This window comes from Streptomyces sp. NPDC091289 (assembly GCF_044757365.1).
Lineage (GTDB): Bacteria > Actinomycetota > Actinomycetes > Streptomycetales > Streptomycetaceae > Streptomyces.
The window spans coordinates 256498-278269 of record NZ_JBIVUT010000008.1 but is presented as its reverse complement, the minus strand read 5'-3'; the positions used below and the strand labels follow the sequence as shown (position 1 = coordinate 278269).

General features: G+C 70.1%; 23 protein-coding genes. 8 read left to right on the top strand and 15 right to left on the bottom strand.

The genetic code is table 11. The features are described 5' to 3' along the window. Nucleotides 1-9: 9 nt before the first annotated feature. A complete protein-coding gene (locus ACIQPT_RS13310; protein ID WP_401155519.1) occupies nucleotides 10-579 on the bottom strand; it encodes an acyl-CoA thioesterase in 570 nt (189 codons plus the stop codon). A gap of 117 nt (nucleotides 580-696) precedes the next feature. On the opposite strand from ACIQPT_RS13310, the gene ACIQPT_RS13305 reads away from it, so the two are divergent. Continuing rightward, nucleotides 697-2028, top strand: coding sequence for an LCP family protein (locus ACIQPT_RS13305; RefSeq protein ID WP_401155518.1), 1332 nt, complete (start codon nucleotides 697-699; stop codon nucleotides 2026-2028). Between the two features lie 34 nt (nucleotides 2029-2062). Here ACIQPT_RS13305 and ACIQPT_RS13300 read toward each other — a convergent pair whose 3' ends face one another. The 3 genes from ACIQPT_RS13300 to ACIQPT_RS13290 form a co-directional block, all read right to left on the bottom strand. Continuing rightward, complete coding sequence (locus ACIQPT_RS13300) at nucleotides 2063-3109, bottom strand: DUF5954 family protein (protein ID WP_401155517.1); 1047 nt, start codon at nucleotides 3107-3109, stop codon at nucleotides 2063-2065. Nucleotides 3110-3247: 138 nt separating this feature from the next. Beyond that, entirely contained in the window at nucleotides 3248-3454 is a 207-nt protein-coding gene (locus tag ACIQPT_RS13295) for a DUF397 domain-containing protein (protein ID WP_401155516.1), read from the bottom strand. Then, entirely contained in the window at nucleotides 3451-4329 is an 879-nt protein-coding gene (locus tag ACIQPT_RS13290) for a helix-turn-helix domain-containing protein (RefSeq protein WP_401155514.1), read from the bottom strand. Before ACIQPT_RS13290 ends, ACIQPT_RS13295 begins: the two co-directional genes overlap by 4 nt. A gap of 380 nt (nucleotides 4330-4709) precedes the next feature. Between ACIQPT_RS13290 and ACIQPT_RS13285 the strand changes: the two genes are divergently transcribed. Beyond that, a complete protein-coding gene (locus ACIQPT_RS13285; protein WP_401155512.1) occupies nucleotides 4710-5690 on the top strand; it encodes a hypothetical protein in 981 nt (326 codons plus the stop codon). 70 nt (nucleotides 5691-5760) lie between these two features. Here the strand turns inward: ACIQPT_RS13285 and ACIQPT_RS13280 are convergent, their stop codons facing one another. From ACIQPT_RS13280 to ACIQPT_RS13270, 3 genes are all read right to left on the bottom strand, one after another. Beyond that, the gene (locus ACIQPT_RS13280; protein ID WP_401155510.1) at nucleotides 5761-6354 is read right to left on the bottom strand and encodes a hypothetical protein; all 594 of its coding nucleotides are present in this window, start codon (nucleotides 6352-6354) and stop codon (nucleotides 5761-5763) included. Between the two features lie 109 nt (nucleotides 6355-6463). Beyond that, entirely contained in the window at nucleotides 6464-7282 is an 819-nt protein-coding gene (locus tag ACIQPT_RS13275; protein ID WP_401155585.1) for a class I SAM-dependent methyltransferase, read from the bottom strand. A gap of 41 nt (nucleotides 7283-7323) precedes the next feature. Further along, entirely contained in the window at nucleotides 7324-7794 is a 471-nt protein-coding gene (locus ACIQPT_RS13270) for a hypothetical protein (RefSeq protein WP_401155509.1), read from the bottom strand. 150 nt (nucleotides 7795-7944) lie between these two features. Between ACIQPT_RS13270 and ACIQPT_RS13265 the strand changes: the two genes are divergently transcribed. Then, nucleotides 7945-8517: a dihydrofolate reductase family protein gene (locus tag ACIQPT_RS13265; RefSeq protein WP_401155507.1), complete on the top strand. Its 573-nt coding sequence runs from the start codon at nucleotides 7945-7947 to the stop codon at nucleotides 8515-8517. Nucleotides 8518-8556: 39 nt separating this feature from the next. Here ACIQPT_RS13265 and ACIQPT_RS13260 read toward each other — a convergent pair whose 3' ends face one another. Continuing rightward, nucleotides 8557-9093, bottom strand: coding sequence for an AAA family ATPase (locus ACIQPT_RS13260; protein WP_401155506.1), 537 nt, complete (start codon nucleotides 9091-9093; stop codon nucleotides 8557-8559). Beyond that, entirely contained in the window at nucleotides 9090-9779 is a 690-nt protein-coding gene (locus ACIQPT_RS13255; protein WP_401155504.1) for a class I SAM-dependent methyltransferase, read from the bottom strand. The genes ACIQPT_RS13260 and ACIQPT_RS13255 overlap by 4 nt, the downstream gene beginning before the upstream one ends. Before the next feature lie 88 nt (nucleotides 9780-9867). On the opposite strand from ACIQPT_RS13255, the gene ACIQPT_RS13250 reads away from it, so the two are divergent. Together ACIQPT_RS13250 and ACIQPT_RS13245 are read left to right on the top strand one after the other, a co-directional pair. Further along, nucleotides 9868-10461 carry a 1,4-alpha-glucan branching protein gene (locus ACIQPT_RS13250; RefSeq protein ID WP_401155502.1) on the top strand — a complete coding sequence of 198 codons (594 nt, stop codon included), beginning with the start codon at nucleotides 9868-9870 and terminating at the stop codon, nucleotides 10459-10461. A gap of 143 nt (nucleotides 10462-10604) precedes the next feature. Next, complete coding sequence (locus ACIQPT_RS13245; protein ID WP_401155501.1) at nucleotides 10605-11135, top strand: hypothetical protein; 531 nt, start codon at nucleotides 10605-10607, stop codon at nucleotides 11133-11135. A 101-nt stretch (nucleotides 11136-11236) separates the two neighbouring features. Here the strand turns inward: ACIQPT_RS13245 and ACIQPT_RS13240 are convergent, their stop codons facing one another. Then, on the bottom strand, nucleotides 11237-12394 hold the full coding sequence (locus ACIQPT_RS13240; RefSeq protein WP_401155583.1) for an acyl-CoA dehydrogenase: 1158 nt from the start codon (nucleotides 12392-12394) through the stop codon (nucleotides 11237-11239). Between the two features lie 207 nt (nucleotides 12395-12601). Here ACIQPT_RS13240 and ACIQPT_RS13235 point away from each other — a divergent pair, with 207 nt between their 5' ends. Continuing rightward, nucleotides 12602-13945, top strand: a complete 1344-nt coding sequence (locus ACIQPT_RS13235; protein ID WP_401155500.1) for a UDP-glucose dehydrogenase family protein — start codon at nucleotides 12602-12604, stop codon at nucleotides 13943-13945. A 114-nt stretch (nucleotides 13946-14059) separates the two neighbouring features. Here ACIQPT_RS13235 and ACIQPT_RS13230 read toward each other — a convergent pair whose 3' ends face one another. From ACIQPT_RS13230 to ACIQPT_RS13220, 3 genes are read right to left on the bottom strand one after another with little or no spacing between them, the layout of a single operon-like run. Beyond that, nucleotides 14060-15256, bottom strand: coding sequence for a dipeptidase (locus tag ACIQPT_RS13230; protein ID WP_401155498.1), 1197 nt, complete (start codon nucleotides 15254-15256; stop codon nucleotides 14060-14062). A gap of 9 nt (nucleotides 15257-15265) precedes the next feature. Further along, nucleotides 15266-15814: a 5-(carboxyamino)imidazole ribonucleotide mutase gene (purE, locus tag ACIQPT_RS13225; protein WP_007450124.1), complete on the bottom strand. Its 549-nt coding sequence runs from the start codon at nucleotides 15812-15814 to the stop codon at nucleotides 15266-15268. Beyond that, nucleotides 15811-16950: a 5-(carboxyamino)imidazole ribonucleotide synthase gene (locus ACIQPT_RS13220; RefSeq protein ID WP_401155496.1), complete on the bottom strand. Its 1140-nt coding sequence runs from the start codon at nucleotides 16948-16950 to the stop codon at nucleotides 15811-15813. The genes purE and ACIQPT_RS13220 overlap by 4 nt, the downstream gene beginning before the upstream one ends. Before the next feature lie 177 nt (nucleotides 16951-17127). Here ACIQPT_RS13220 and ACIQPT_RS13215 point away from each other — a divergent pair, with 177 nt between their 5' ends. Continuing rightward, on the top strand, nucleotides 17128-17649 hold the full coding sequence (locus tag ACIQPT_RS13215; RefSeq protein WP_401155494.1) for a GtrA family protein: 522 nt from the start codon (nucleotides 17128-17130) through the stop codon (nucleotides 17647-17649). Between the two features lie 84 nt (nucleotides 17650-17733). On the opposite strand, the gene ACIQPT_RS13210 is transcribed toward ACIQPT_RS13215, so the two are convergent. Then, the gene (locus ACIQPT_RS13210) at nucleotides 17734-18999 is read right to left on the bottom strand and encodes an ATP-binding protein (RefSeq protein ID WP_401155493.1); all 1266 of its coding nucleotides are present in this window, start codon (nucleotides 18997-18999) and stop codon (nucleotides 17734-17736) included. 67 nt (nucleotides 19000-19066) lie between these two features. Next, nucleotides 19067-19744, bottom strand: coding sequence for a response regulator transcription factor (locus ACIQPT_RS13205; protein WP_007450117.1), 678 nt, complete (start codon nucleotides 19742-19744; stop codon nucleotides 19067-19069). Nucleotides 19745-20235: 491 nt separating this feature from the next. On the opposite strand from ACIQPT_RS13205, the gene ACIQPT_RS13200 reads away from it, so the two are divergent. After that, nucleotides 20236-21720 carry an oligopeptide:H+ symporter gene (locus ACIQPT_RS13200; protein WP_401155491.1) on the top strand — a complete coding sequence of 495 codons (1485 nt, stop codon included), beginning with the start codon at nucleotides 20236-20238 and terminating at the stop codon, nucleotides 21718-21720. Nucleotides 21721-21772: the final 52 nt, after the last annotated feature.

Here is a 21772-nt window from a genome sequence, read left to right as displayed (position 1 = left end):
CTCGCGGGCTCAGTCGTCGATGCCGTCGGCGGCGCGCTTCTCGCGCAGCTCCTTGATCGCTCGGCGGCGGGCGAGCCGGTGGGTGCGCCGGATCTGCGCCTCCTGGTAGCGCCGGTTGTCACGCTCGGTCTCGGGGATCACCGGCGGTACGCGGCGCGGCTTGCCGTCCCCGTCGACGGCGGCGAACACCAGATAGGCGCTGCCGACCTGCTGGGCGGGGGTCGACTCGTTCCAGCGTTCGGCCATCACGCGGACGCCGACCTCCATCGAGGAACGGCCGGTCCAGTTGACCTGCGCGCGTACGTGAACGAGGTCACCGACCCTGACCGGCTCCAGGAAGACCATCTCGTCCATGGAGGCGGTCACGGCGGGCCCGCCGGAGTGCCGGCCTGCCACCGCGCCGGCGGCGTCGTCGACCAGTTTCATGATCACGCCACCGTGCACCGTGCCGAGGAGGTTGGTGTCGCTGCCGGTCATGATGTGGCTGAGGGTGGTCCGGGACGCGGCGGTCGGCTTGCCCGGAATCTCGCCTTCCGAGCGGTTGGCCTGATCTGTTACGCCAGTGGCCTGATCTGTCATACAGTCCACCTTATGCGGGGTCCGTGATCCCGCAGAATGCATCAGGTTCGCAACAGCCCTGGTGCGATTTCCCTTACACCCTGTAATAGCTGCGGGCCGGGACGGCACACTGTTCGGATGAACGATTGGCCCGATCGACGGACCGGCGACCGCAGCGACCGCTACGGGCGGGGCAGTGCGAGCCCCCAGCCCGAGAGTGCGCGGGCGATGCCGCACATCCAGCGCCGCCCGGCCCCGCCGCAGAGGCCGCAGGTGCCGCCGCAGAGGCCGCAGGGCCCGCCGCGGGGCCAGGGAGGGTACGACGACCGCCACCAGGACGGCGGCTACGGCAACAGCCCCGACCCCGGTTACGACAGCGGCTACAACACGGGCCAGGTCTACGGCTCGGGCGGCGGCGGATCCGACGGCCGGGGCGGCGGCGGTGGCCGTCGCGGCGGCGGTGACGGGGGTTACGTCCAGGGCCGCCCGGCACCGGACTGGCGCCGCCGGATCAAGCTCGGCGCGCTGGCCCTGGTGGTCGTGGTGCTCACGGTCTCGATCTCGACGTACTTCTGGGCCGACTCGAAGCTGAAGCGCGAGGTCGACCTCGCGAAGGTCATCGAGCGGCCGAAGTCCGGCGACGGCACGAACTACCTGATCGTCGGCTCCGACAGCCGCGAGGGCATGTCGGACGAGGAGAAGAAGCGGCTGCGCACCGGTTCGGCCGAGGGCAAGCGCACCGACTCGATGATGATCCTGCACGACGGCTCCAGCGGCCCGACGCTGATCTCACTGCCGCGCGACTCCAACGTGGAGATCCCCTCCTTCAAGGGGTCCGAGTCCGGGAAGATGTTCCAGGGCACCGGCCGGCAGGTGAAGCTGAACGCCGCCTACGCCGAGGACGGCCCCGAGCTGCTGGTGCGGACCGTGGAGTTCAACACCGGTCTGCACATCGACCACTACGTCGAGATCGGCTTCGGCGGCTTCGCGAAGATCGTGGACGCGATCGGCGGGGTCGAGCTGGACATCCCGAAGGCCTTCAAGGACAAGAAGTCCGGAGCCGACTTCCAGGCGGGCAAGCAGACGCTGAACGGCGAGCAGTCCCTCGCCTTCGTCCGTACCCGCTACGCGTTCCCGAACAGCGACCTGGACCGTACGAAGAACCAGCAGAAGTTCCTCGCGGCGCTGGCGAGCCAGACGGCGACCCCGTCCACGATCATCAACCCGTTCAAGCTGTACCCGACGATGGGCGCGGGCCTGGACACGCTGATCGTGGACAAGGACATGTCGCTCTGGTCGCTGGCCAACATGTTCTTCGCCATGAAGGGCGTCACGGGCGGCGACGGCACGTCGATGAACATCCCGCTCTCGGGCAGCGTCAACGGGAACCTGGTCTGGGACAAGGCCAAGGTGAAGCAGTTGGTGGAGCAGCTCAACAACGACGAGAAGGTCACGGTCAAGGGCAACTGAGGCCCGAAGAACCGCTGTTGCACGGGACCATCGCCTACGTGCCGTAGGTGATGGTCCCGTGCTCGTCCATGGGGGGATGGATCTGGGAGGGGCCGTAGTCGTCCACGTCGGACGGGCGCGGCTTCTCCGGCCCGTCCGGCCCGATGCGCATCACGCGCTCGACCCGCACGACCTCGAACCGGCGTCCCCGCACCACGAGTTCATTGGGCCTCCGGCGCGCGGTGAACTTCTTCGCGGCCCGCTCATGGATGGCCGCCTCCTTCTCGTCCACCTTCATCCACGCGGGCAGCTCCGGCATGTCCGGCAGATCCGGCAGCTGGGGCACGGGCCGGGTGAGGTGGTGGACGAGGGCGCGCCGGGCGCCCTGCGGGGTCGAGTACTGCCCGGTCACCATCGACCAGGACAGCTCCTTCCGCTCCACCACCCGGAACGTCGCCGGGAGGAGCACGACCCCCGGGTGGGTGGTCACCGCCCGCCGGGAGTCGGCCCGTACGTCTGCGGGGAAGCGGTCGGCGGTGTAGGAGAGCTGGAGCAGCCCGGCCCGGTCGATCCCCTCGGTCAGCCCGACGGCGGCCGCGTGATCGACCACGAAGCCCTTGGTCCGGCAGGGGTCGGGGGCGTCCAGGTCCCAGCTGTCGTCGTCCGGGTCGGTGGCCCGGGGCGGCTCCAGGCGACCGTCGCCGATCCGGGTGAACTCATCGGCCCGCACGACCCGGTAGCGGACTCCGTCCGCCGTCACCTCGTTGACCGGATCGACCTCCAGCCGGGCCACGGCCTCCAGCAGCGACTGCCGCTCGGCCCGGTCCTCGGTCTCGTCCTTGGCCTTGAACCAGAGGTGCGAGTTCAGCTCGTCCCGGGCCATCTGCGGGAACCCGGTGTCGAGTTCACCCAGCAACCGCCAGCGCGGCCGCTCCCCGCGCCGCTGCGCGGCAAGCCCGAACAGCGGACCCCGGACCACGATGTTCGGATACTTCCGGACCGAGGCGAACGCGTCCGCCTCGGTGACCTCGAAGACCGGGTCGTCGCGGTGGGTGACGTTGATGGTGAGATAGTCCGGCGACTTCCCCGGGTGATCGTCCATGTACTCAGTGTGCCGAAGGGGGCTGCCGGTGTCAGGGTTTCCGCCACAAAGGGCACACACGAGCGCGCCCGGCCGCGTGTGGGGGCCGGGCGCGCTCGGAGCGCGCGGGTGGCGTGTGCGTACGTGCGTGAGTGCGCTTCAGTTGCCGGAGGCGTACGGGACGAAGTCCGCCCAGGCGGCGGAGGTGAAGCCGAGCGGGGACCTGACGAGGTCCTTGGAGTCACGGACGTGCACAGTGCTGCGGGCGGCGGCGACCTCGACGCATGCGGGGCCGTCGTTGCTGCTGTAGCTGCTCTTGAACCACTCCAGGGCGGAGGCGTCTCCACCCGAGGTCTTGCGCGTCATGTCTCTCCCAGCACTTTCTCGATGAAGGTCCGTGATTCCCGTGGAGTAAGGCCCTGGGCCCGGACGAGACCGAGCCGCTGCTCCAGGATCCGGATCTCCTTGGGGTCGAAGGTCAGGCGGCTGAACAACTGACTCTCCCATTGTCCCACCGCGCTGCCGTCCTTGAACTTGAGAAGCTGCATCTGACCGCCCATCCCGGCGTGGTCCTCCCGGTCGGTCGGCATCACCTGGATCTCGACGTTCCGCAACTGGCTGATCTCCAGTAGGTATTCGAGCTGGCGTCGCAGCACAGGACGCCCGCCCAACGGCCGTCGGATCGTCACCTCTTCCTGGACGAAGGTGAGCATGGTCAACGGCTTCCGCCGGAAGATCTCCTGGCGCGCCATCCGTGCCGCCACATGCCGCTCGACCTCGTCGGGCCCGAACGCCGGCCGCCGCATCTCGTAGAGCGCGCGGGCGTATTCAGCAGTCTGGAGAAGCCCGTTGATGTTGTGGTTGTCGTACGCGCCCAGCTCGACCGCCGCCCGTTCGAGCTGGGCGAGGTCCTTCACCTTCTTCGGATACCGGGCCTCCGCCACGTCCTGCTTCATCGCGGAGATCTTGCCGCGCGCCCCCACGACCCGGTCCGTCCCGTCCAGGAACTCCGGCTTGGGGATGCGCCGTCCACCCTCGACCTTGTAGACGAGGTCCTCGCCGTATCCGATGGCCGCGCCCAGCTCGGCGGCGCGCAGCCCCGCCGCCTCCCGCCAGAGTTTGACCTGCCGCCCCACGGCGGCCATCACCGCGCTCGAGTCGTCGGCCGGATCGATGTCCAGGTCGAGATCGGGCTCAGGCACGGGCACGGGCACGGGCACGGACGCGTCTTCGTCAGCCATGGTGCGCAGCGTAGGGACGGCGGGCCGGAAGGCGGGGCGGATCCTCGGAAATCCACCCGAAATCGCTGCTCACACCGGGTCGTGGAGCGTCACGACCCGGCAAGGGTCCACCGGGTCGTGGCCCACCGCGACCTGGCGGGTCGCGACATCAAGTACTTAAAGAACCAAGAGAAATTACCCAACCCCACCCCACCCGATCCCGGTGGTCAGCTGCGGGAAGGGCTGGTCACCCACACGGGTGAGATTCGCCAACTGAGCTGGATTTTGCACGGGTTGGCAGGCATATGCTCACGCTGACCAACCCCAGACATGAGACGGCCCCCGCCGGGACGGCAATCCCGAGCGAGGACCTGACCACCAAGGAAGAGAAGAGCTTCCCGATGGATACCCAGCACGATATCGCCCTCACCCGCGCCCTGGCGGAGATTCCCGGGCCCCTGCCGTCCTTCGGCGTGATCCACATCGTGATCCCGCACACGAGCCGGTTCACGATCGTCGGCAACCACCTCGCCCAGCACTCCGAGTTGTCGCTCACCGCGATCGGGATCGGTGTGCACATCCAGTCGCTGCCCACCGGGTCCAGGGTCGGCATCAAGGCGCTCGCGGCCCGCTTCCCCGAGGGCGAGACGACGATCGCCGCCGCCCTGCACGAGCTGGAGGACCACGGCTACCTGAGCCGGACCCGCGTGAGCCTGACGAAGGGCCGACTGGCGACCCGTACGGTGTTCTGCAACCAGCCGGGGGCGTTGGCGACGGCGGCGGCGCAGCCCATGCCGGCACCTCTGGCTGCGGCGCCCGTGATGCCCGTGATGGCGGCTGCGGCACCTGCGGTGCCCGTGGTGGCGGCTGCGGTGCCTGAACCTGCGCCCGGACCCATCCCCGTACCGGCAGAAGCGCACCCACCGGTCCGTCCGCTCCCGTCGCGCACCGCGCCCAAGTCGCCGCGCCCGCCGCTCCCCCAGCCCCGCGAACTCACCCCGGAGCTGCGGCAGGCCTCCTCCGCGCTCCTCGCCGACCTGCGGCGTCACGCGAAGGAGCTGGTGCTCTCCGAGGAGCACATCGAGGAGCTGATCCCGGGTGTGGCCGCCTGGCTGGAGCGCGACATGCATCCCGACGCGATCCGCCATGCGCTGACGACCGAGCTTCCGCAGCCGCCCAAGTACCCGGCGAAGATCGTCCGGCACCGCCTCACCGTGCTCCTGCCGCCGCCGCTCCCCGGCGCTCAGGACCTCGTACCGCCCCGCCGAACCACTACGGCCCCCACCCCTTTCCAGACCTGCGAGGGCTGCGACCGGGCCTTCCGCTCCCCGCACCCGGGCCACTGCCGCGACTGCCGGGGCCAGTACTGGGAAGCGGCCTAGCCTGAAGAGGGCAGCCTGCGGGCAGCGTGTCCTCGGCCTCGTCGGGGAGCGCCGACTCGTTCGCCGCGTGTCAGGCGGCGCAGTCGTACTGCTTGGTCAGGTTCTCCACGGCCTCAAGGATCACGGTGCGCGAGTCCTTCTTCAGCGACGCGTAGTCCCAGTCCCGTCCGACGATGGCAACCGGTGAGACCTTGAGGGTGACGCTGATGTACTGCGCGTCGGGCCGCCTCATCTCCTTCGCGCACCCGCCCGGCAGTTGGACCTCACTCCGCCGCTGGCCCACCCAGCCCGTGAGGCCCTCCCCGATGGGGGTGGAGCCCTTCGGGGGGTCGTTCAGCGTTTCGGTGGGCCGCACGTCCAAGGTGTACTGGAGCCGCGTGCCGCTCTTGTCGTCGGCGTTCTCCCGATTGACGAAGCAGATGGTGGAGAAGATCGGGTCCGCCGATCCGGACACGGATCCCGAGCCCTCCGGAATGAACCCGTCGACCACGACGGCTCCGCCCTCGCCGTCCTGGAGCAGGCCCGCAGTCCGCTCCGTCAGCATGCCCAGGCACAGGTTCCGCTCGCGCAGCTTCTTGAACTCCGTCGGCCAGAGGTGAACGGTCGCGACGACCGCTGCCGCGACGACGAGCACGGCGGGCAGGACCAGGTGCTTCTTGTTCATGGCTGCGGCTCTCCCCCTCTTCGCCGAGTCGCCTCGCGCGTCACGATATCTGTGTGATCAAACGATTCTCCATCAGCGGATCCGACCGGAGCCCTCATGCGGTGCTCCCCTACGCTCTCCCGTGAGCCAGCAACGCGACATGCGGCAGGGCCAACAGGCCGTCCGCCGAACGGAATTCGGTGCACAGTTCGTCGTACGCACGCCGGGCCTCCGCGACCCCCTCCGGGCCCCGGCTGTTGAGGACCTGGCCGATCGCGCCGATCCCCTGCTCGGGCCCGGCCCACCAGTCGTCGACGTCGGACCGGTGCTCCCAAGCCACTTCGGAGCACTCCGCTCCCTGGAACCCGGCCGCGCCGAGCAGGGCCGCGAGCCCCTCCCGCGTACGGGGGAAGTCGTCCTCGGGCGCGAGGGCCGGGAGCCAGTCGGGACGGGTGAGGCCCGCCGCCTGCGCGGCTCGGCCGATCAGGGCCTGGCCGGGGGCTCCGGGCGACCGCCAGATGGTGACCGCTACCCGGCCGCCGGGGCGGGTGATCCGGCGCAGCTCGGTGAGGGCGGCCAGCGGGCGGCCGACGTGGTTGACCACGAAGTTGGCGAGTACGGCGTCGAAGTGGCCGTCTTCGTAGGGGAGTTCGGGCAGTCGGGCCACGCGCACCTCGGCGTCCGGCACCGCCACGCGGGTCGCCTCCGCCATGCCCGGGTCGGCGTCGGCGGCGTACACGGACGCTCCGCGCGCGGCCGCCGCCGCGCTCACGGTCCCGCTGCCGCAGCCCACGTCGAGGACGCGGGTGCCGGGCCCGGCCCCGGCGGCGTCGAGGAGGGCCTCGACGGGGTGGGCGCAGAGCCGGGCGTAGGTGCGGGCGTAGGCCTCGGCCCGCCCGGACCAGATGCGCCGCTCGGCGTCGTCGAAGGGGGTGGTCACGTCGGTCATGCCGGACACGTAGGTCACGTCGGTCGCGTCGGTTACGTCGGTCACGGCGCGATCCCCTTCGGTTCGAGTTCGGCGAAGTCCTCGTGGAGGGCGTCGAGATGGCGGCCGGTCGGTACGCCGGCCGGGGTCAGCTCCGCCAGCCGCCAGCCGGGCAACTGCTCCTCCACCTCGGCGGGGAGCGACCCGTCCGCCGGGTCCGCCAGGGCGTACAGCACCCCGAACGCGGTCTCCCTGGCGACCTCGCGGGCCAGCGCGCCGAGGTCCTCGGGGGTGAGCCCGGCCGCGAGGGCCCGGTCGACGGCGTCGGCGGCCGCCCCGTCGGCGCGGTAGGCGTCCACCCACTGCGGGGCGGCCGTGCCCCAGGCGTCGACGTCCTGCCACACCGTCCGCAGGAGGCGGTAGCGGGCGAGCTGCGGCAGGCCTTCCTCCGCCTCGGACTCGGCCCAGTCGCGGGCCTCGGCATCCGCCCCCAGGGCGCTGAAGAGGGCGGTCAGCCTGTCGAGTTCGGTCATGGGGAGGGAGGCTACCGGCCGTGGTCCGGACGGATGGGCCCGGCTGGACCGATGAGTTTCGGCGGGGTGCGCGGTCAGTACATCCGTAAGAGTGGGTGCCCCACGGGCCACCCGCACGAGATGCCCGTACGAGATACCCGGGAGACCCCGATGCGCACTCTGATCAGCACCGCGTTCGTTTCGCTCGACGGCGTCATGGAGGCCCCGGGCGGCGAGCCCGGCTACCGGAACTCGGGGTGGACGTTCAAGGACGTGGAGTTCCTGCCGGAGGCGTACGAGCTCAAGGGGCGGGAGCAGGACGAGGCCGCAGCCCTGCTGCTGGGCCGGGCCAGTTACGAGGCGTTCAGCCCGGTGTGGCCAGGCATGGAGGAGTTCACCGGGTACAAGGCGATGCCGAAGTACGTCGTCTCCACCAAGCTGACCGACGGCGACCTGGTGTCCGACTGGGGCGAGACCACGATCCTGCGGTCGCTGGACGAGGTCGCCGCCCTGAAGGAGACCGAGGGCGGCCCGATCATCGTCCACGGCAGCACCGAGCTGAACCGGAACCTCGCGGACGCCGACCTGATCGACCGGTACCACCTGCTGGTCTTCCCGATCCTCCTCGGCGCGGGCAAGCGCCTGTTCAGCACGACGGACAAGGACGCCCAGAAGCTGAAGCTGGTCGAGCACGAGGCGTACGCGAACGGCATCCAGAAGAACGTCTTCGACGTCGTCCGCTGACGCGTAGGGGCGGTCAGTCGGGACGGTCAACCGGTGCGGTCAGTCGGTGCGGTCAGTCGGTGCGACCCCTTGCAGGACGGTCTTCGCCACCTGGGTGGGCACGACGCCCGTCGTATCGACCACCTGAGCCTCCCGGCGGAGCCAGGGCAGGGCCCTCTCGTAGTCGGTCAGATGGTCCAGGCGCCACTGCCGGGCACCGGCGCTCTCCGGCGCGGTGTCGGTCTCGATGCGTCCGACGAGGGTGTCCCGGTCGGTGTGCAGAAGGAAGTGGTGCACGGGGATTCCGGCCTTCGTCAGGCCGTCGTGGATCTCCTGCCAGTACGCCTCGACCAGGACCGTCTGCGTGACCACCAGCGTTCCGCCCACGTGGTCGAGGACCTGCCGTGCGGTCTCCACCACCAGGCCCCGCCAGGGCGGGAAGTCCTGGAAGTCCTTCTCCGGGACGCCGAGGACGTGCCGGAGCATCCAGCCGACCGTCTCGGTGTCGAAGAGCCGGGAGTCCGGAAGGAGCGAGGTCACCTCCTTCGCGGTGGTGGTCTTGCCCGCGCCGAAGGTTCCGTTCAGCCAGATGATCATCGGTCCAGCCTAGGCGCAGGCGTACGGCCCTCGGTAGGTCCCTGATGCCAGACCAGCGTGTAGCGCCAGAACAAGCGTCGGCGCAGCCGGGCCCCGGGCAGGACGCCGCGGGCGTCGCGAACGATCTCGGCGAAGGTCATGGACGCCGGTCGGGTGGGGGCGGTCATGGAGTCCGGCCGTGGTGCTCTGCGCCCCTTGTTCTTGATCCAGGCCATGGCGATGTTCAGCGGGATCGCGGCAACGCCGAGGAGGTGATCGCCGGGGGACTGCGCGCGGGCGACACCGACGACGACCAGGGTCCCGCCCGGTGCCAGGTTCCGGCGAAGGTGGGTGAGAGCTTCGACGAACGACGGCAGGTGGTGGAGGGTGGCCACGCACGTGATGACGTCGTAGGGACCGGGCGGTGTCTCCGTCAGGGCGTCACCGGCGGTGAACGTCACGGGGGCACCCGGGTCCGTGAGTTCCCGGGCCCTCGCGACGATGGCGCGGTCCGCGTCCAGGCCCCGCACTGCCGTGGCTCGCGTGGCCAGGAGCCGGGCCAGGTCTCCGCTGCCCGATCCGATGTCCAGAGCCCTGTCGAAGCGCACAGGGAGCTGCCGCATGATCCACCGGTGGTAGTGAGCGTTATGGTCCCACGGGTGGACGCTGTGGAATCGGTCGATGGCCTGGAGGGCTCGGGTCGTCATGGTCACCACGGCAGGAAGTCCATCATCTCGGGAACGTGGCGGCCAGAGGTCGCCAAAACAAGAACGAGGACAGGGAGAGGGAGCTCGCATGGCAGCCATCCACCGCACCACCATGACGCCCACCAAGCTGGAGCTCATCACCGGCTGGTTGCCGAAGCAGAGCTGGTACGTGGGTGCCGCGGGAACGTCGGACCCGGGACCGGACCTGGTCAAGGCCGGCGGGTTCCGGCTGGACGATCCGGACGGGGAGGTCGGCATCGAGTTCATGGTCGTGGTGGACGTCGCCGCCGCGCAGGAGCCGGTGGCGTATCTGGTGCCGCTGGGCTACCGGGGAGCGGCGCTGGAGGGCGTATCCGACGAGGCGCTCATCGGCGCCTCGGAGCACGGCGTGCTCGGCACCCGGTGGGTCTACGACGGCGCCCACGACCCGGTGGTCCTGGCGCAGTTGAGCGCTCTTCTGCGTGGCGAGGCGACACCGCAGCACCAGAGCCTGAGCGACACCCTTGACCCGACCGTCACCGTGTACGGAACCGGTGTCGACCAGGGAGCCGACGTTCGGATCAACCGCGTCCTGCGGGCGTCGGAACCCGAGCAGGGGGCGTCGGGCCGTCTCGTCGCCGGATGGACCCGGCCGGACGGAACGGCCGTACGGGGAGAGCTGGCGGTCGTCGCGCCGCGGTAGGGCGGCCTCCACCGGCCGCGACGTGGGGGCGGCCGGAGGCAGGAGGCAGCCCGTCACCGTCCTTCGCCGAACTGCCTGGGCATGCACCCGAGTTCAGCCGTACCTTGGTCTGACCGGGATGCCCACGGTGAGCGGAGGACGGAGTGCAGCAGATCGGACCCAGGGTCGGAATGCGGCTGATCCACAGGACGCACACCGAGCACCGCGGCTCGACCACCTACCACTACTACCAGCTCCAGACCGCCTGGGTAGACCGGCCGCCCGAGGGTGTCCGCACCGGGTATCTGCGGTGCGCCACCTGTGGTGACATGGTCGGCTTCCGGCTGCACAGCCGGGCACGCGCCAAGGCACGCCAGCTGCTGTGGCTTGCCATCGGGCTCATCGCGACGGCCGCACTCGCGGTAACCATCATGGTCACGGTGAAGATGATCAGCAGCGATTCGGGGACCGAGTCCCGGACTCTCGTGCCCGCTACTCTCTCGGTGATCGCACTGATTCTGTCGGTCGCCCTCTTCCTCAGCGAGGACGGAGTGACGCTGGCCCGTTTCCGGGGCGGCGGCCCGCACGGCTTCAAGCCGATGAAAATGCGCGTCGCGTGGTCCAAGCCGCCCGCGACCGACCGGCCGGTCCGCGCGGAGATCGTCTTCCACGACACGGACCCACTCGCCCCCTGAATCACGCGTCGATGATCCGCCGCGGGGCGGGAACGCGGGCACGAGTACGGCCCCCGGCAGGATCACCGGGGGCCGTACAAGGGGCGCTGTGCAAAAGGCCGTTACGGCAGGTTGCGCGCCATCACGATGCGCTGGACCTGGTTCGTGCCCTCGTAGATCTGGGTGATCTTGGCGTCGCGCATCATGCGCTCCACCGGGTAGTCCCGCGTGTAGCCGTAGCCGCCGAGCAGCTGGACGGCGTCCGTGGTGACCTCCATGGCGACGTCCGAGGCGAAGCACTTCGCCGCCGCGCCGAAGAACGTGAGGTCGCCGTCGACGCGCTGGGACTTGGCGGCGGCCGAGTAGGTGAGCTGGCGGGCCGCTTCCAGCTTCATCGCCATGTCGGCAAGCATGAACTGGATGCCCTGGAAGTCCGCGATCGGCTTGCCGAACTGCTTGCGCTCCTGGACGTACCCCTTGGCGTAGTCCAGCGCGCCCTGGGCGATGCCGAGGGCCTGGGCCGCGATGGTGATGCGGGTGTGGTCCAGGGTCTTCATCGCCGTGGCGAAGCCGGTGCCCTCCTCGCCGATCATCCGGTCGGCGGGGATGCGGACGTTGTCGAGGTAGACCTCGCGGGTCGGCGAGCCCTTGATGCCGAGCTTCTTCTCCGGGGCGCCGAAGGAGACGCCCTCGTCGGACTTCTCCACGACGAACGCGGAGATGCCCTTGGAGCGCTTCGTCGGGTCGGTGACCGCCATGACCGTGTAGTACTCGGAGACGCCCGCGTTGGTGATCCAGCGCTTCACGCCGTTGAGGACCCAGAAGTCGCCGTCGCGCACGGCCTTCGTCTTCATGCCCGCCGCGTCCGAGCCGGCGTCCGGCTCGGAGAGGGCGTACGAGAACATCGCGTCGCCCTTGGCAAGCGGGCCCAGGTACTTCCGCTTCAGCTCCTCGGAGCCGGAGAGGATCACCGGGAGCGAGCCGAGCTTGTTGACGGCCGGGATCAGGGAGGAGGAGGCGCAGACGCGGGCCACCTCCTCGATCACGATGACCGTGGCGAGCGCGTCGGCGCCGGCGCCGCCGTACTCCTCCGGGACGTGGACGGCGTGCAGGTCCGAGGCGACCAGGGCGTCCAGCGCCTCCTGCGGGAAGCGGCTCTCCTCGTCGACCGCGGCGGCGAAGGGGGCGATCTTCGACTCGGCGAGCGCGCGGATGGTGTCGCGGAGCATGTCGTGCTCCTCGGCCGGACGGTACAGGTCGAAATCGGTCGAACCCGCCAAGACGCTCACTCCCCAGATGCTAACTACCGTTAAGTAACTCAATTTTAGTGCGACGACCGCCCGACGGCATACGTGACGAGCACGTGAGCTTGCCGACAGGGGTGGGGCATAGCGGATGTATCCGGCAGATGGAGCGGTGAATTCCGGCTTCCCGGTCCCCGACTATGCTCGGTCCGCACGTCCGTCCGTATCTTCCAGGAGCACTCCATGGCCCTCAGGATCACTGTGATCGGCACCGGCTATCTCGGCGCCACCCATGCCGCGGCCATGGCCGAGCTGGGCTTCGAGGTCCTGGGGCTGGATGTGGTGCCGGAGAAGATCGAGCTGCTCTCCACCGGTCGTGTGCCGATGTACGAGCCGGGGCTCGAGGAGATGCTTCAGCGGCACGTCGCCGGTATCGAGGGGTCCACCGGGCGGCTGCGCTTCACCACCTCCTGGGAAGAGGTCGGGGAGTTCGGTGACGTCCACTTCGTCTGTGTGAACACTCCGCAGAAGCACGGCGAGTACGCGTGCGACATGAGCTATGTGGACAGCGCCTTCGAGTCGCTGGCCCCGCATCTGACCCGGCCCGTCCTGGTCGTCGGCAAGTCGACCGTCCCTGTCGGCTCCGCCGCCCGTCTCGCGGACCGGCTCGCCGAGCTGGCCCCGGTGGGCGAGGGCGCAGAGCTGGCCTGGAACCCGGAGTTCCTCCGCGAGGGCTTCGCCGTGAAGGACACCCTGCACCCCGACCGGATCGTGGTGGGCGTGCGCAGCGAGACCGCCGAGAAGCTGCTGCGTGAGGTGTACGCCGGGCCGGTGGCCGAGGGCTCGCCGTTCGTGGTGACCGACTTCCCGACCGCCGAGCTGGTGAAGACCTCCGCGAACTCCTTCCTCGCCACCAAGATCTCCTTCATCAACGCGATGGCCGAGGTCTGCGAGGCCGCCGACGGGGACGTCGTGAAGCTCGCGGAGGCCATCGGGCACGACGACCGCATCGGGAAGAAGTTCCTGCGGGCCGGGATCGGCTTCGGCGGCGGCTGCCTGCCCAAGGACATCCGCGCCTTCATGGCGCGCGCCGGTGAGCTGGGCGCGGACCAGGCGCTCACCTTCCTCCGCGAGGTCGACTCCATCAACATGCGCCGCCGCGGCCACATGGTGGAGCTGGCCCGGGAGGCGGTGGGCGGCGACTCGTTCCTCGGCAAGCGGGTGGCGGTGCTCGGCGCCGCGTTCAAGCCCGACTCCGACGACGTACGCGACTCCCCCGCCCTCAATGTCGCCGGGCAGATCCACCTCCAGGGCGGCCAGGTGACCGTGTTCGACCCGAAGGGGATGGACAACGCCCGGCGGCTGTTCCCGACGCTCGGTTACGCGGACTCCGCGCTGGAGGCGGTGCGCGGCGCGGACGTGGTGCTGCATCTGACGGAGTGGCGTGAGTTCCGCGAGCTGGACCCGGCTCAGCTGGGCGAGGTGGCCGCCCGCCGGATCATCCTGGACGGGCGCAACGCCCTGGACAGTGCGGTGTGGCGCGAGGCCGGGTGGACGTACCGGGCCATGGGCCGCCCGAAGGCCTGAGGGCCTGAGTGCCTGAGTGCCTGAGTGCCTGGAGGACGTCGGGCTCCAGGGGCGCGATGCCCTCCGGAGCCCGACGTCGACCGTTCGCCCCTTCGACCCGGGGTCGGGAGACCTCTAGCCGAAGGCCTGGCCGTCCAGCTCCGCGATCGTCGCGTGGGACGGGCCGCGTCCGCTCCGCTCGTCGCGGGCCACGGCTTCCGCGTCGCGCAGGACCCGTACGGAGTTCTGCCAGGTCAGCTTGGCGAGGTCGCCCTCGGACCAGTGACGTCGCAGCAGCTCGGCGATCAGGTTCGGGTAGCCGGAGACGTCCTCCAGGCCGCGCGGGGTGAACGCCGTGCCGTCGTAGTCGCCGCCGATGCCGATGTGGTCGATGCCCGCGACCGCGCGCATGTGGTCCAGGTGGTCCGCGATCGTCGCGACGGTGGCCTCGGGGCGCGGGTTGGCCGCCTCGAAGTCCTCGTGGATGCGCATCGCGACCGGGGTGGTGTCGAGGTGGTGCAGGCCGTGCTCGCGCATGTTGCGGTCGGCGGCCAGGGTCCAGGCGACGGCCTCGGGCAGCACGAACTTCGGGACGAAGGTCGCCATCGCGACGCCGCCGTTGGCCGGGAGGGCCGCGAGCACGTCGTCGGGGATGTTGCGCGGGTGGTCGCAGACGGCGCGGGCCGAGGAGTGCGAGAAGATCACCGGCGCGGTGCTGGTCGCGAGCGCGTCGCGCATGACGCCGTCCGCGACGTGGCTGAGGTCGACCAGCATGCCGACGCGGTTCATCTCGCGGACGACCTCGTGGCCGAAGGCGGAGAGCCCGCCGAGGCGCGGCAGGTCCGTCGCGCTGTCGGCCCAGTCGATGTTGTCGTTGTGCGTGAGCGTCATGTAGCGGACGCCCAGGTCGTACAGGGCGCGCAGGGTGCCCAGCGAGTTGTTGATGGAGTGGCCGCCCTCGGCCCCCATCAGGGAGGCGATACGGCCTTCGGCGCGGGCCTTCTCCAGGTCGTCGGCGGTGAGCGCCCGGCGCAGGTGCGTCGGATAGCGGGCGATCAGCTCGGCGACGATGTCGATCTGTTCCAGGGTGGCGCTGACGGCCGCGTCGCCGGTCAGGTCGGTGCGGACGTACACCGACCAGAACTGGCCGCCGACCCCGCCGGCCCGCAGCCGGTTCAGGTCGGTGTGGAGCAGGCCGCGCTGGTCGGCGGCGATGTCCCGGGCGTCGAGGTCGTAGCCGACCTGTTCGCGCAGGGCCCAGGGGAGGTCGTTGTGGCCGTCCACGACGGGGTGGGCGGCGAGGAGCTCGTGGGCCCGCTGCACGTAGTCCATGCGCCTGCCCTACTTTCCGAAGCCGAAGGAGTCCGCGCCCTGGACCTTGGCGCGCAGACGTTTGCCCTTCTCGGTGGCCTGGTCGTTCAGCTCCTGCAGGAACTCCTGCATCCGCTCCTGGAGCGCGGGGTCGCTCGCGGCGAGGATCCGGGCGGCCAGCAGGCCCGCGTTGCGCGCGCCGCCGACGGAGACGGTGGCGACGGGGACCCCGGCCGGCATCTGGACGATGGAGAGCAGGCTGTCCATGCCGTCCAGGTACTTCAGCGGCACCGGGACGCCGATGACCGGCAGCGGGGTGACCGAGGCCAGCATGCCGGGCAGCGCGGCGGCGCCGCCCGCGCCCGCGACGATCGCCTTCAGGCCGCGGCCCGCTGCCGCGTCGCCGTAAGCGATCATCTCGCGTGCCATGCGGTGGGCGGAGACGACGTCGACCTCGTACGGGATCTCGAACTCGTCGAGCGCCTTGGCCGCCGCCTCCATGACGGGCCAGTCGGAGTCCGAGCCCATGACGATGCCGACGAGCGGTGCGGCGGGGGATCCGGTGCCGGGGGAAGTCATTCGGTGATCGTTCCTCGCAGGTAGTCGGCCGCGTGCCGGGCGCGCTCCCGCACGTCCGCCAGGTCGTCGCCGTAGGTGTTGACGTGTCCGACCTTGCGGCCGGGCTTCACGTCCTTGCCGTACATGTGGATCTTGAGCTGCGGGTCGCGGGCCATGCAGTGCAGATACGCCTGGTACATGTCCGGGTAGTCACCGCCCAGGACGTTGCACATGACCGTCCAGGGCGCGCGCGGGCGCGGGTCGCCGAGGGGGAGGTCGAGGACCGCCCGTACGTGGTTGGCGAACTGGGAGGTGATCGCGCCGTCCTGGGTCCAGTGGCCCGAGTTATGCGGGCGCATCGCCAGCTCGTTGACCAGAATGCGGCCGTCACGGGTCTCGAACAGCTCGACGGCGAGGTGGCCGACGACGTCCAGCTCGGCGGCGATGCGGAGCGCGAGCTGCTGGGCCTCGCCGGCCAGCTGCTCGGACAGGTCGGGCGCCGGGGCGATCACCGTGTCGCAGACGCCGTCGACCTGGATGGACTCGACGACCGGGTAGGCGACGGCCTGGCCGTGCGGCGAGCGGACGATGTTGGCCGCCAGCTCCCGTACGAAGTCGACCTTCTCCTCCGCGAGGACCGGAACGCCGGCGCGGAACGGATCGGCCGCGTCCGCCTCGGAGCGGACCACCCAGACGCCCTTGCCGTCGTAGCCGCCGCGCACGGTCTTGAGGATGACGGGGAATCCCCCGGTCTCCTCGGCGAACGCGGCGGCGTCGGCCGGGTCGCTCACGATGCGGTTACGGGGGCAGGGGGCACCGATCTCCAGGAGCTTGGCGCGCATCACCCCCTTGTCCTGGGCGTGCACCAGGGCATCGGGGCCGGGGCGCACGGGGATGCCGTCCGCCTCCAGGGCCCGCAGATGCTCGGTCGGCACATGCTCGTGATCGAAGGTGATCACGTCGCAGCCGCGCGCGAAGGCGCGCAGCGTGTCCAGGTCGCGATAGTCGCCGATGACGACCTCGCTGACCACCTGGGCCGCCGAGTCCTGGGGAGTGTCACTGAGAAGCTTGAATTTCAGGCCGAGGGGGATACCCGCCTCGTGGGTCATACGGGCGAGCTGACCGCCGCCGACCATGCCGACTACCGGGAACGTCACGCCTCCAGGGTATCGGGCGCGCCGGGGCGCCCGGGACGCCGTCCGGGTGCCGCCCCCGGCGGGCTCCCGGGCATCTCCGGGGCGTCACACGGGAGGGCTGGTTAGCATGGCGGGGTTGACGTGGTTACGTCGACACGTCATCCAGACGCCTTCCGACGGACGGGACCAGCGATCACCATGAGCGAACCGGGCGCACTGCGGACCCGGCTTGAGCTGCTGGCCCGGGAGGTCGCCAAGTTCGGCGCGGTCGGCGCTTTCGGCCTGCTGGTCAATATCGCGGTCTTCAACCTGCTGCGGCACACGACGGACCTCCAGGTGGTCCGGGCGAGCGTGCTGGCGACGTTCGTCGCGATCCTCTTCAACTACGTGGGCTTCCGCTACTGGACCTACCGGGACCGCGACAAGACCGGCCGGACCCGTGAGCTGGCCCTCTTCCTGCTGTTCAGCGCGGCGGGCGCGGTGATCGAGACGGGCGTGCTGTACCTGGCGACGTACGGCTTCGGCTGGAACAGCCCGGTCCAGAGCAATGTCTTCAAGATCGTCGGCATCGGGATCGCCACCCTGTTCCGCTTCTGGTCCTACCGGACCTGGGTCTTCAAGAGCCTGCCCGCCAAGGAGGCCGTGCTGAGCGCGGAACGGTTTCTGGAGCAGCGCAGGCCGGCGGAAGAGCGGGTAACGCCCGACCCCGTACGGAACTGACCCGCCGCTCCCGTCGTTGTTCAGCGCACGGGGCGCTCAGGGGCGTCGTTGTTCAGCGCACCGGGCGCTCAGGAGCGTCGTTGTTCAGCGCACCGGGCGCTCAGGGGTCTGGCGGTCGACCGGGACCCGGCTGAGGAAGAGCGCGAAGACCGCAGGGTGCTGCTGGAGCAGCTCCAGCCGTCCGCCGTCCGCCTCCGCGAGGTCGCGGGCGACGGCCAGGCCGATGCCGGTGGAGTTGCGGCCGCTGATGGTCCGCTCGAAGATCCGTGCCCCCAGTTCGGCGGGGACGCCGGGGCCCTCGTCGGTGACCTCGATGACCGCCTGGTTCCCGGTGACGCGGGTGCGCAGGGCGACGGTGCCGCCGCCGTGCATGAGGGAGTTCTCGATCAGCGCCGCCAGGACCTGGGCGACCGCTCCCGGGGTGCCGACGGCCCGCAGCCCGTGCTTGCCGGAGCAGACGAGGGCGCGGCCGGCGCTGCGGTAGGCGGGGCGCCACTCCTCGAGCTGCTGCTTGACGATCTCGTCGAGGTCGAAGACGACGGCGGAGCCGGTGCGCGGGTCGCGGGAGTTCGTCAGGAGCCGCTCGACGACGTCGGTGAGGCGCTCGACCTGGGTGAGGGCGATGTTCGCCTCCTCCTTCACCGTCTCGGGGTCGTCGGTGACCGAGATCTCCTCGATCCGCATGGAGAGCGCGGTCAGCGGCGTCCGCAGCTGGTGCGAGGCGTCCGCGGCCAGCCGGCGTTCGGCGGTCAGCATCCGGGCGATCCGCTCGGCCGAGGAGTCCAGCACATCCGCGACCCGGTCCAGCTCGGGCACCCCGTACCGCTTGTGGCGGGGGCGGGGGTCCCCGGAGCCGAGGCGTTCGGCGGTCTCGGCGAGGTCGGTGAGCGGGGAGGCCAGCCGGTTGGCCTGGCGTACGGCGAGGAGCACGGCCGAGACGATCGCCAGCAGCGCCACCGCACCGATGATCAGGAGTGTGCGCCCGACCTCGCGGGTGACGGCCGAGCGGGACTCCTCGACGGTGACCTTCTCGCCCTGCTCCCCGGTCTCGACGGCGCGCAGGACGCTGCCGGTGGGACGTTCGCCGACGCCGATGGGCTCGCGGCCGGGGATCTCGATCAGGGCGAACCGGGCCGGGTCGATCTGCTCGGCGAGCACGCCGGAGTTGATCGCCTCGTCGCCCAGCAGCCGGCTCTCGACGACGCTGATCAGCCGGAGCGCCTCGGACTCGACGCTCTCCTGGGCGCTGGCGCTGATGGTGCGGGTCTCCACGATCACCAGCGAGACGCCGAAGACGGCGATGACGACGAGCACCACGGCGAGCGTGGAGTTGATCAGCCGGCGGCGCATGTCCGCCGCCTCATGGGGCCGTCGGGGCGGTCGGGGCGGTTCTCAGAGCGCATGGGAGCTTCGTACGTCAGCTCTTCTCGAACCGGAAGCCGACGCCCCGGACGGTGGCGATGTAGCGCGGATTGGCGGCGTCGTCGCCGAGCTTCTTGCGCAGCCAGGAGATGTGCATGTCGAGGGTCTTGGTGGAGGACCACCAGGTGGTGTCCCAGACCTCGCGCATCAGCTGGTCGCGGGTGACGACCCGGCCGGCGTCCCGGACCAGGACCCGCAGCAGGTCGAACTCCTTGGCGGTGAGCTGGAGTTCCTCCTCGCCCATCCAGGCCCGGTGCGACTCGACGTCGATCCTGACACCGTGGGTGGCGGGCTGCGGGACGGGCTCGGAGGCGCCGCGGCGCAGCAGGGCGCGGACCCGGGCGAGCAGCTCGGCGAGCCGGAACGGCTTGGTGACGTAGTCGTCGGCGCCCGCGTCCAGGCCGACCACCGTGTCGACCTCGTCGGCGCGGGCGGTCAGCACCAGGATCGGGATGGTGTGGCCGCCGGCCCGGAGCCTGCGGGCGACTTCGAGACCGTCCATCCCGGGCAGCCCCAGGTCGAGAACGACCAGGTCGATGCCGCCCTGGAGTCCGGCGTCGAGCGCGGTCGGACCGTCCTGGCGAACCTCGACCTCGTAACCCTCCCGACGCAGTGCGCGGGCCAGTGGCTCCGAGATGGATGCGTCGTCCTCGGCGAGCAGTACACGGGTCATGGACTGATGGTAGTCCGGACGGAGGTCCGGAAGTGAGGCCCACGACGCCACCTGCGGGTCAGCGCCATAAAGAGGACGGGGACCTTTGAATATGGGAGTGTGGTTCCACCAGGACCTGTGATCCATGTCTCAAGTCCTTCCATATCCTGCTGTGTCGTGTCGTATGGTGTCCCGACGCCTGTTGCACTACTCAAGGACCTTTGGGCAGCCATGAGCGCCAAGGGTCCCTTTTGTGTGCGGGGCCGGTTCCCGCCGGCCCGCTTTGAGTGAATGACCTGTGAGCCGGGCCCGGAGCGCGCAAGCGCGTGACGGGTGTGGATCCCGACGCGGTTCTTCCCCGCTCCGCCGCCGAATCTCCGTACAGGAGCCCGGCCGCGCGGAGCACGTCCCCCTCAGGCGTGGGGATGGGGTATGCCGCGCCGGTGCCGGCTGCCCCCCACCGGGCGCGTACCGCTCACGAGGCGTCGCGTCCCGACCAGCAAGGATCGACCATGGCGTCCAGCCTGACGAAGGATTCGCCCAGTTCCGGCGAGAAGACCTTCTTCGGCCACCCCCGCGGCCTGGCCACACTCTTCATGACGGAGATGTGGGAGCGCTTCAGCTACTACGGCATGAGGGCACTGCTCCCGCTCTACCTGATCGCGCCCGGCGGGCTCGACATGAACGCCGGCACGGCAACCGCGATCTACTCGGTCTACCTGTCGCTGGTGTACCTGCTCGCCATGCCCGGCGGCTGGTTCGGCGACCGGGTCTGGGGCCCGCGCAAGACCGTCGCCATCGCGGGCGGCGTGATCATGCTGGGTCACCTGACCCTGGCCCTGCCTTCCGAGGCCACGTTCTTCGCCGGTCTCGGCCTCGTGGCGATCGGGTCCGGCCTGCTGAAGTCCAACATCTCGACGATGGTCGGCCACCTCTACGACGGCCCGGACGACCCGCGCCGCGACGGTGGCTTCACGATCTTCTACATGGGCATCAACATGGGCGCCTTCGCGGCCCCCCTGGTGATCGGCACCATCGGCGAGAACGTCAACTGGCACCTCGGCTTCGCCCTCGCCGCGCTCGGCATGGGCCTGGGCGTCATCCAGTTCCTCGTGGGCACCCGCCACCTGAACGAGCGCAGCCTCGTCGTCCCGAAGCCGCTCTCCAGGGACGAGCGCGCCGCCACGCTGCGCAAGTCGATGATCTGGCTGGGCGTCGCGGCCGTCTTCTACATAGGCACGGTCGTCACCGGTGTCTACACGCTGAACTGGCTGCTGGTCCCGATCACCATCGCGGGTCTGGTCATTCCGATCATGGTCCTGACGCGCATCAAGCGCGACAAGGAGCTCAGCGACACCGAGCAGTCGAAGATGACCGGCTACATCTGGTTCTTCGTGGCCGCGGCCATCTTCTGGATGATCTACGACCAGGGCGGCTCGACGCTGGCGATCTTCGCCGAGTCCTCGGCCGAGAACAGCGTCTTCGGCTGGGACTTCCCGGTCTCCTGGTACCAGTCGGTCAACCCGGTCCTGATCATGGCGCTCGCGCCGGTCTTCGCCACCTTCTGGCTCGCCCTGAACCGGCGCGGCAAGGAGCCGAGCACGATCGTGAAGTTCAGCTCCGGTCTCGTGCTGGTCGGCGCCTCGTTCTTCGTCTTCCTGATGCCGCTGACCATCGCGGGCGACGGCCACAAGGCCGCCGCGATGTGGCTGGTCGCGATCTACTTCATCCAGACCGTGGCCGAGCTGACGCTCTCTCCGGTCGGCCTCTCCGTCACGACGAAGATGGCTCCGGAGAAGTACGCCAGCCAGATGATGGGTGTCTGGTTCCTCGCCGTCACCGCCGGTGACTGCACCACGGGTCTGCTCTCGCTGGCCGGTGTGGAGCTCAACGGCACCGGGGTCGTGGCCCTGGAGGCGACGCTCGCCGTCGCCGCCGGTATCGCGATCTTCATCTACCGCGGCAAGGTCAAGCAGCTCATGGGCAACGTCCGCTGACGGACGCCCGCAGGGATGTACGGCGAGGGGCCGCCGCACCGGAGATCTCCGG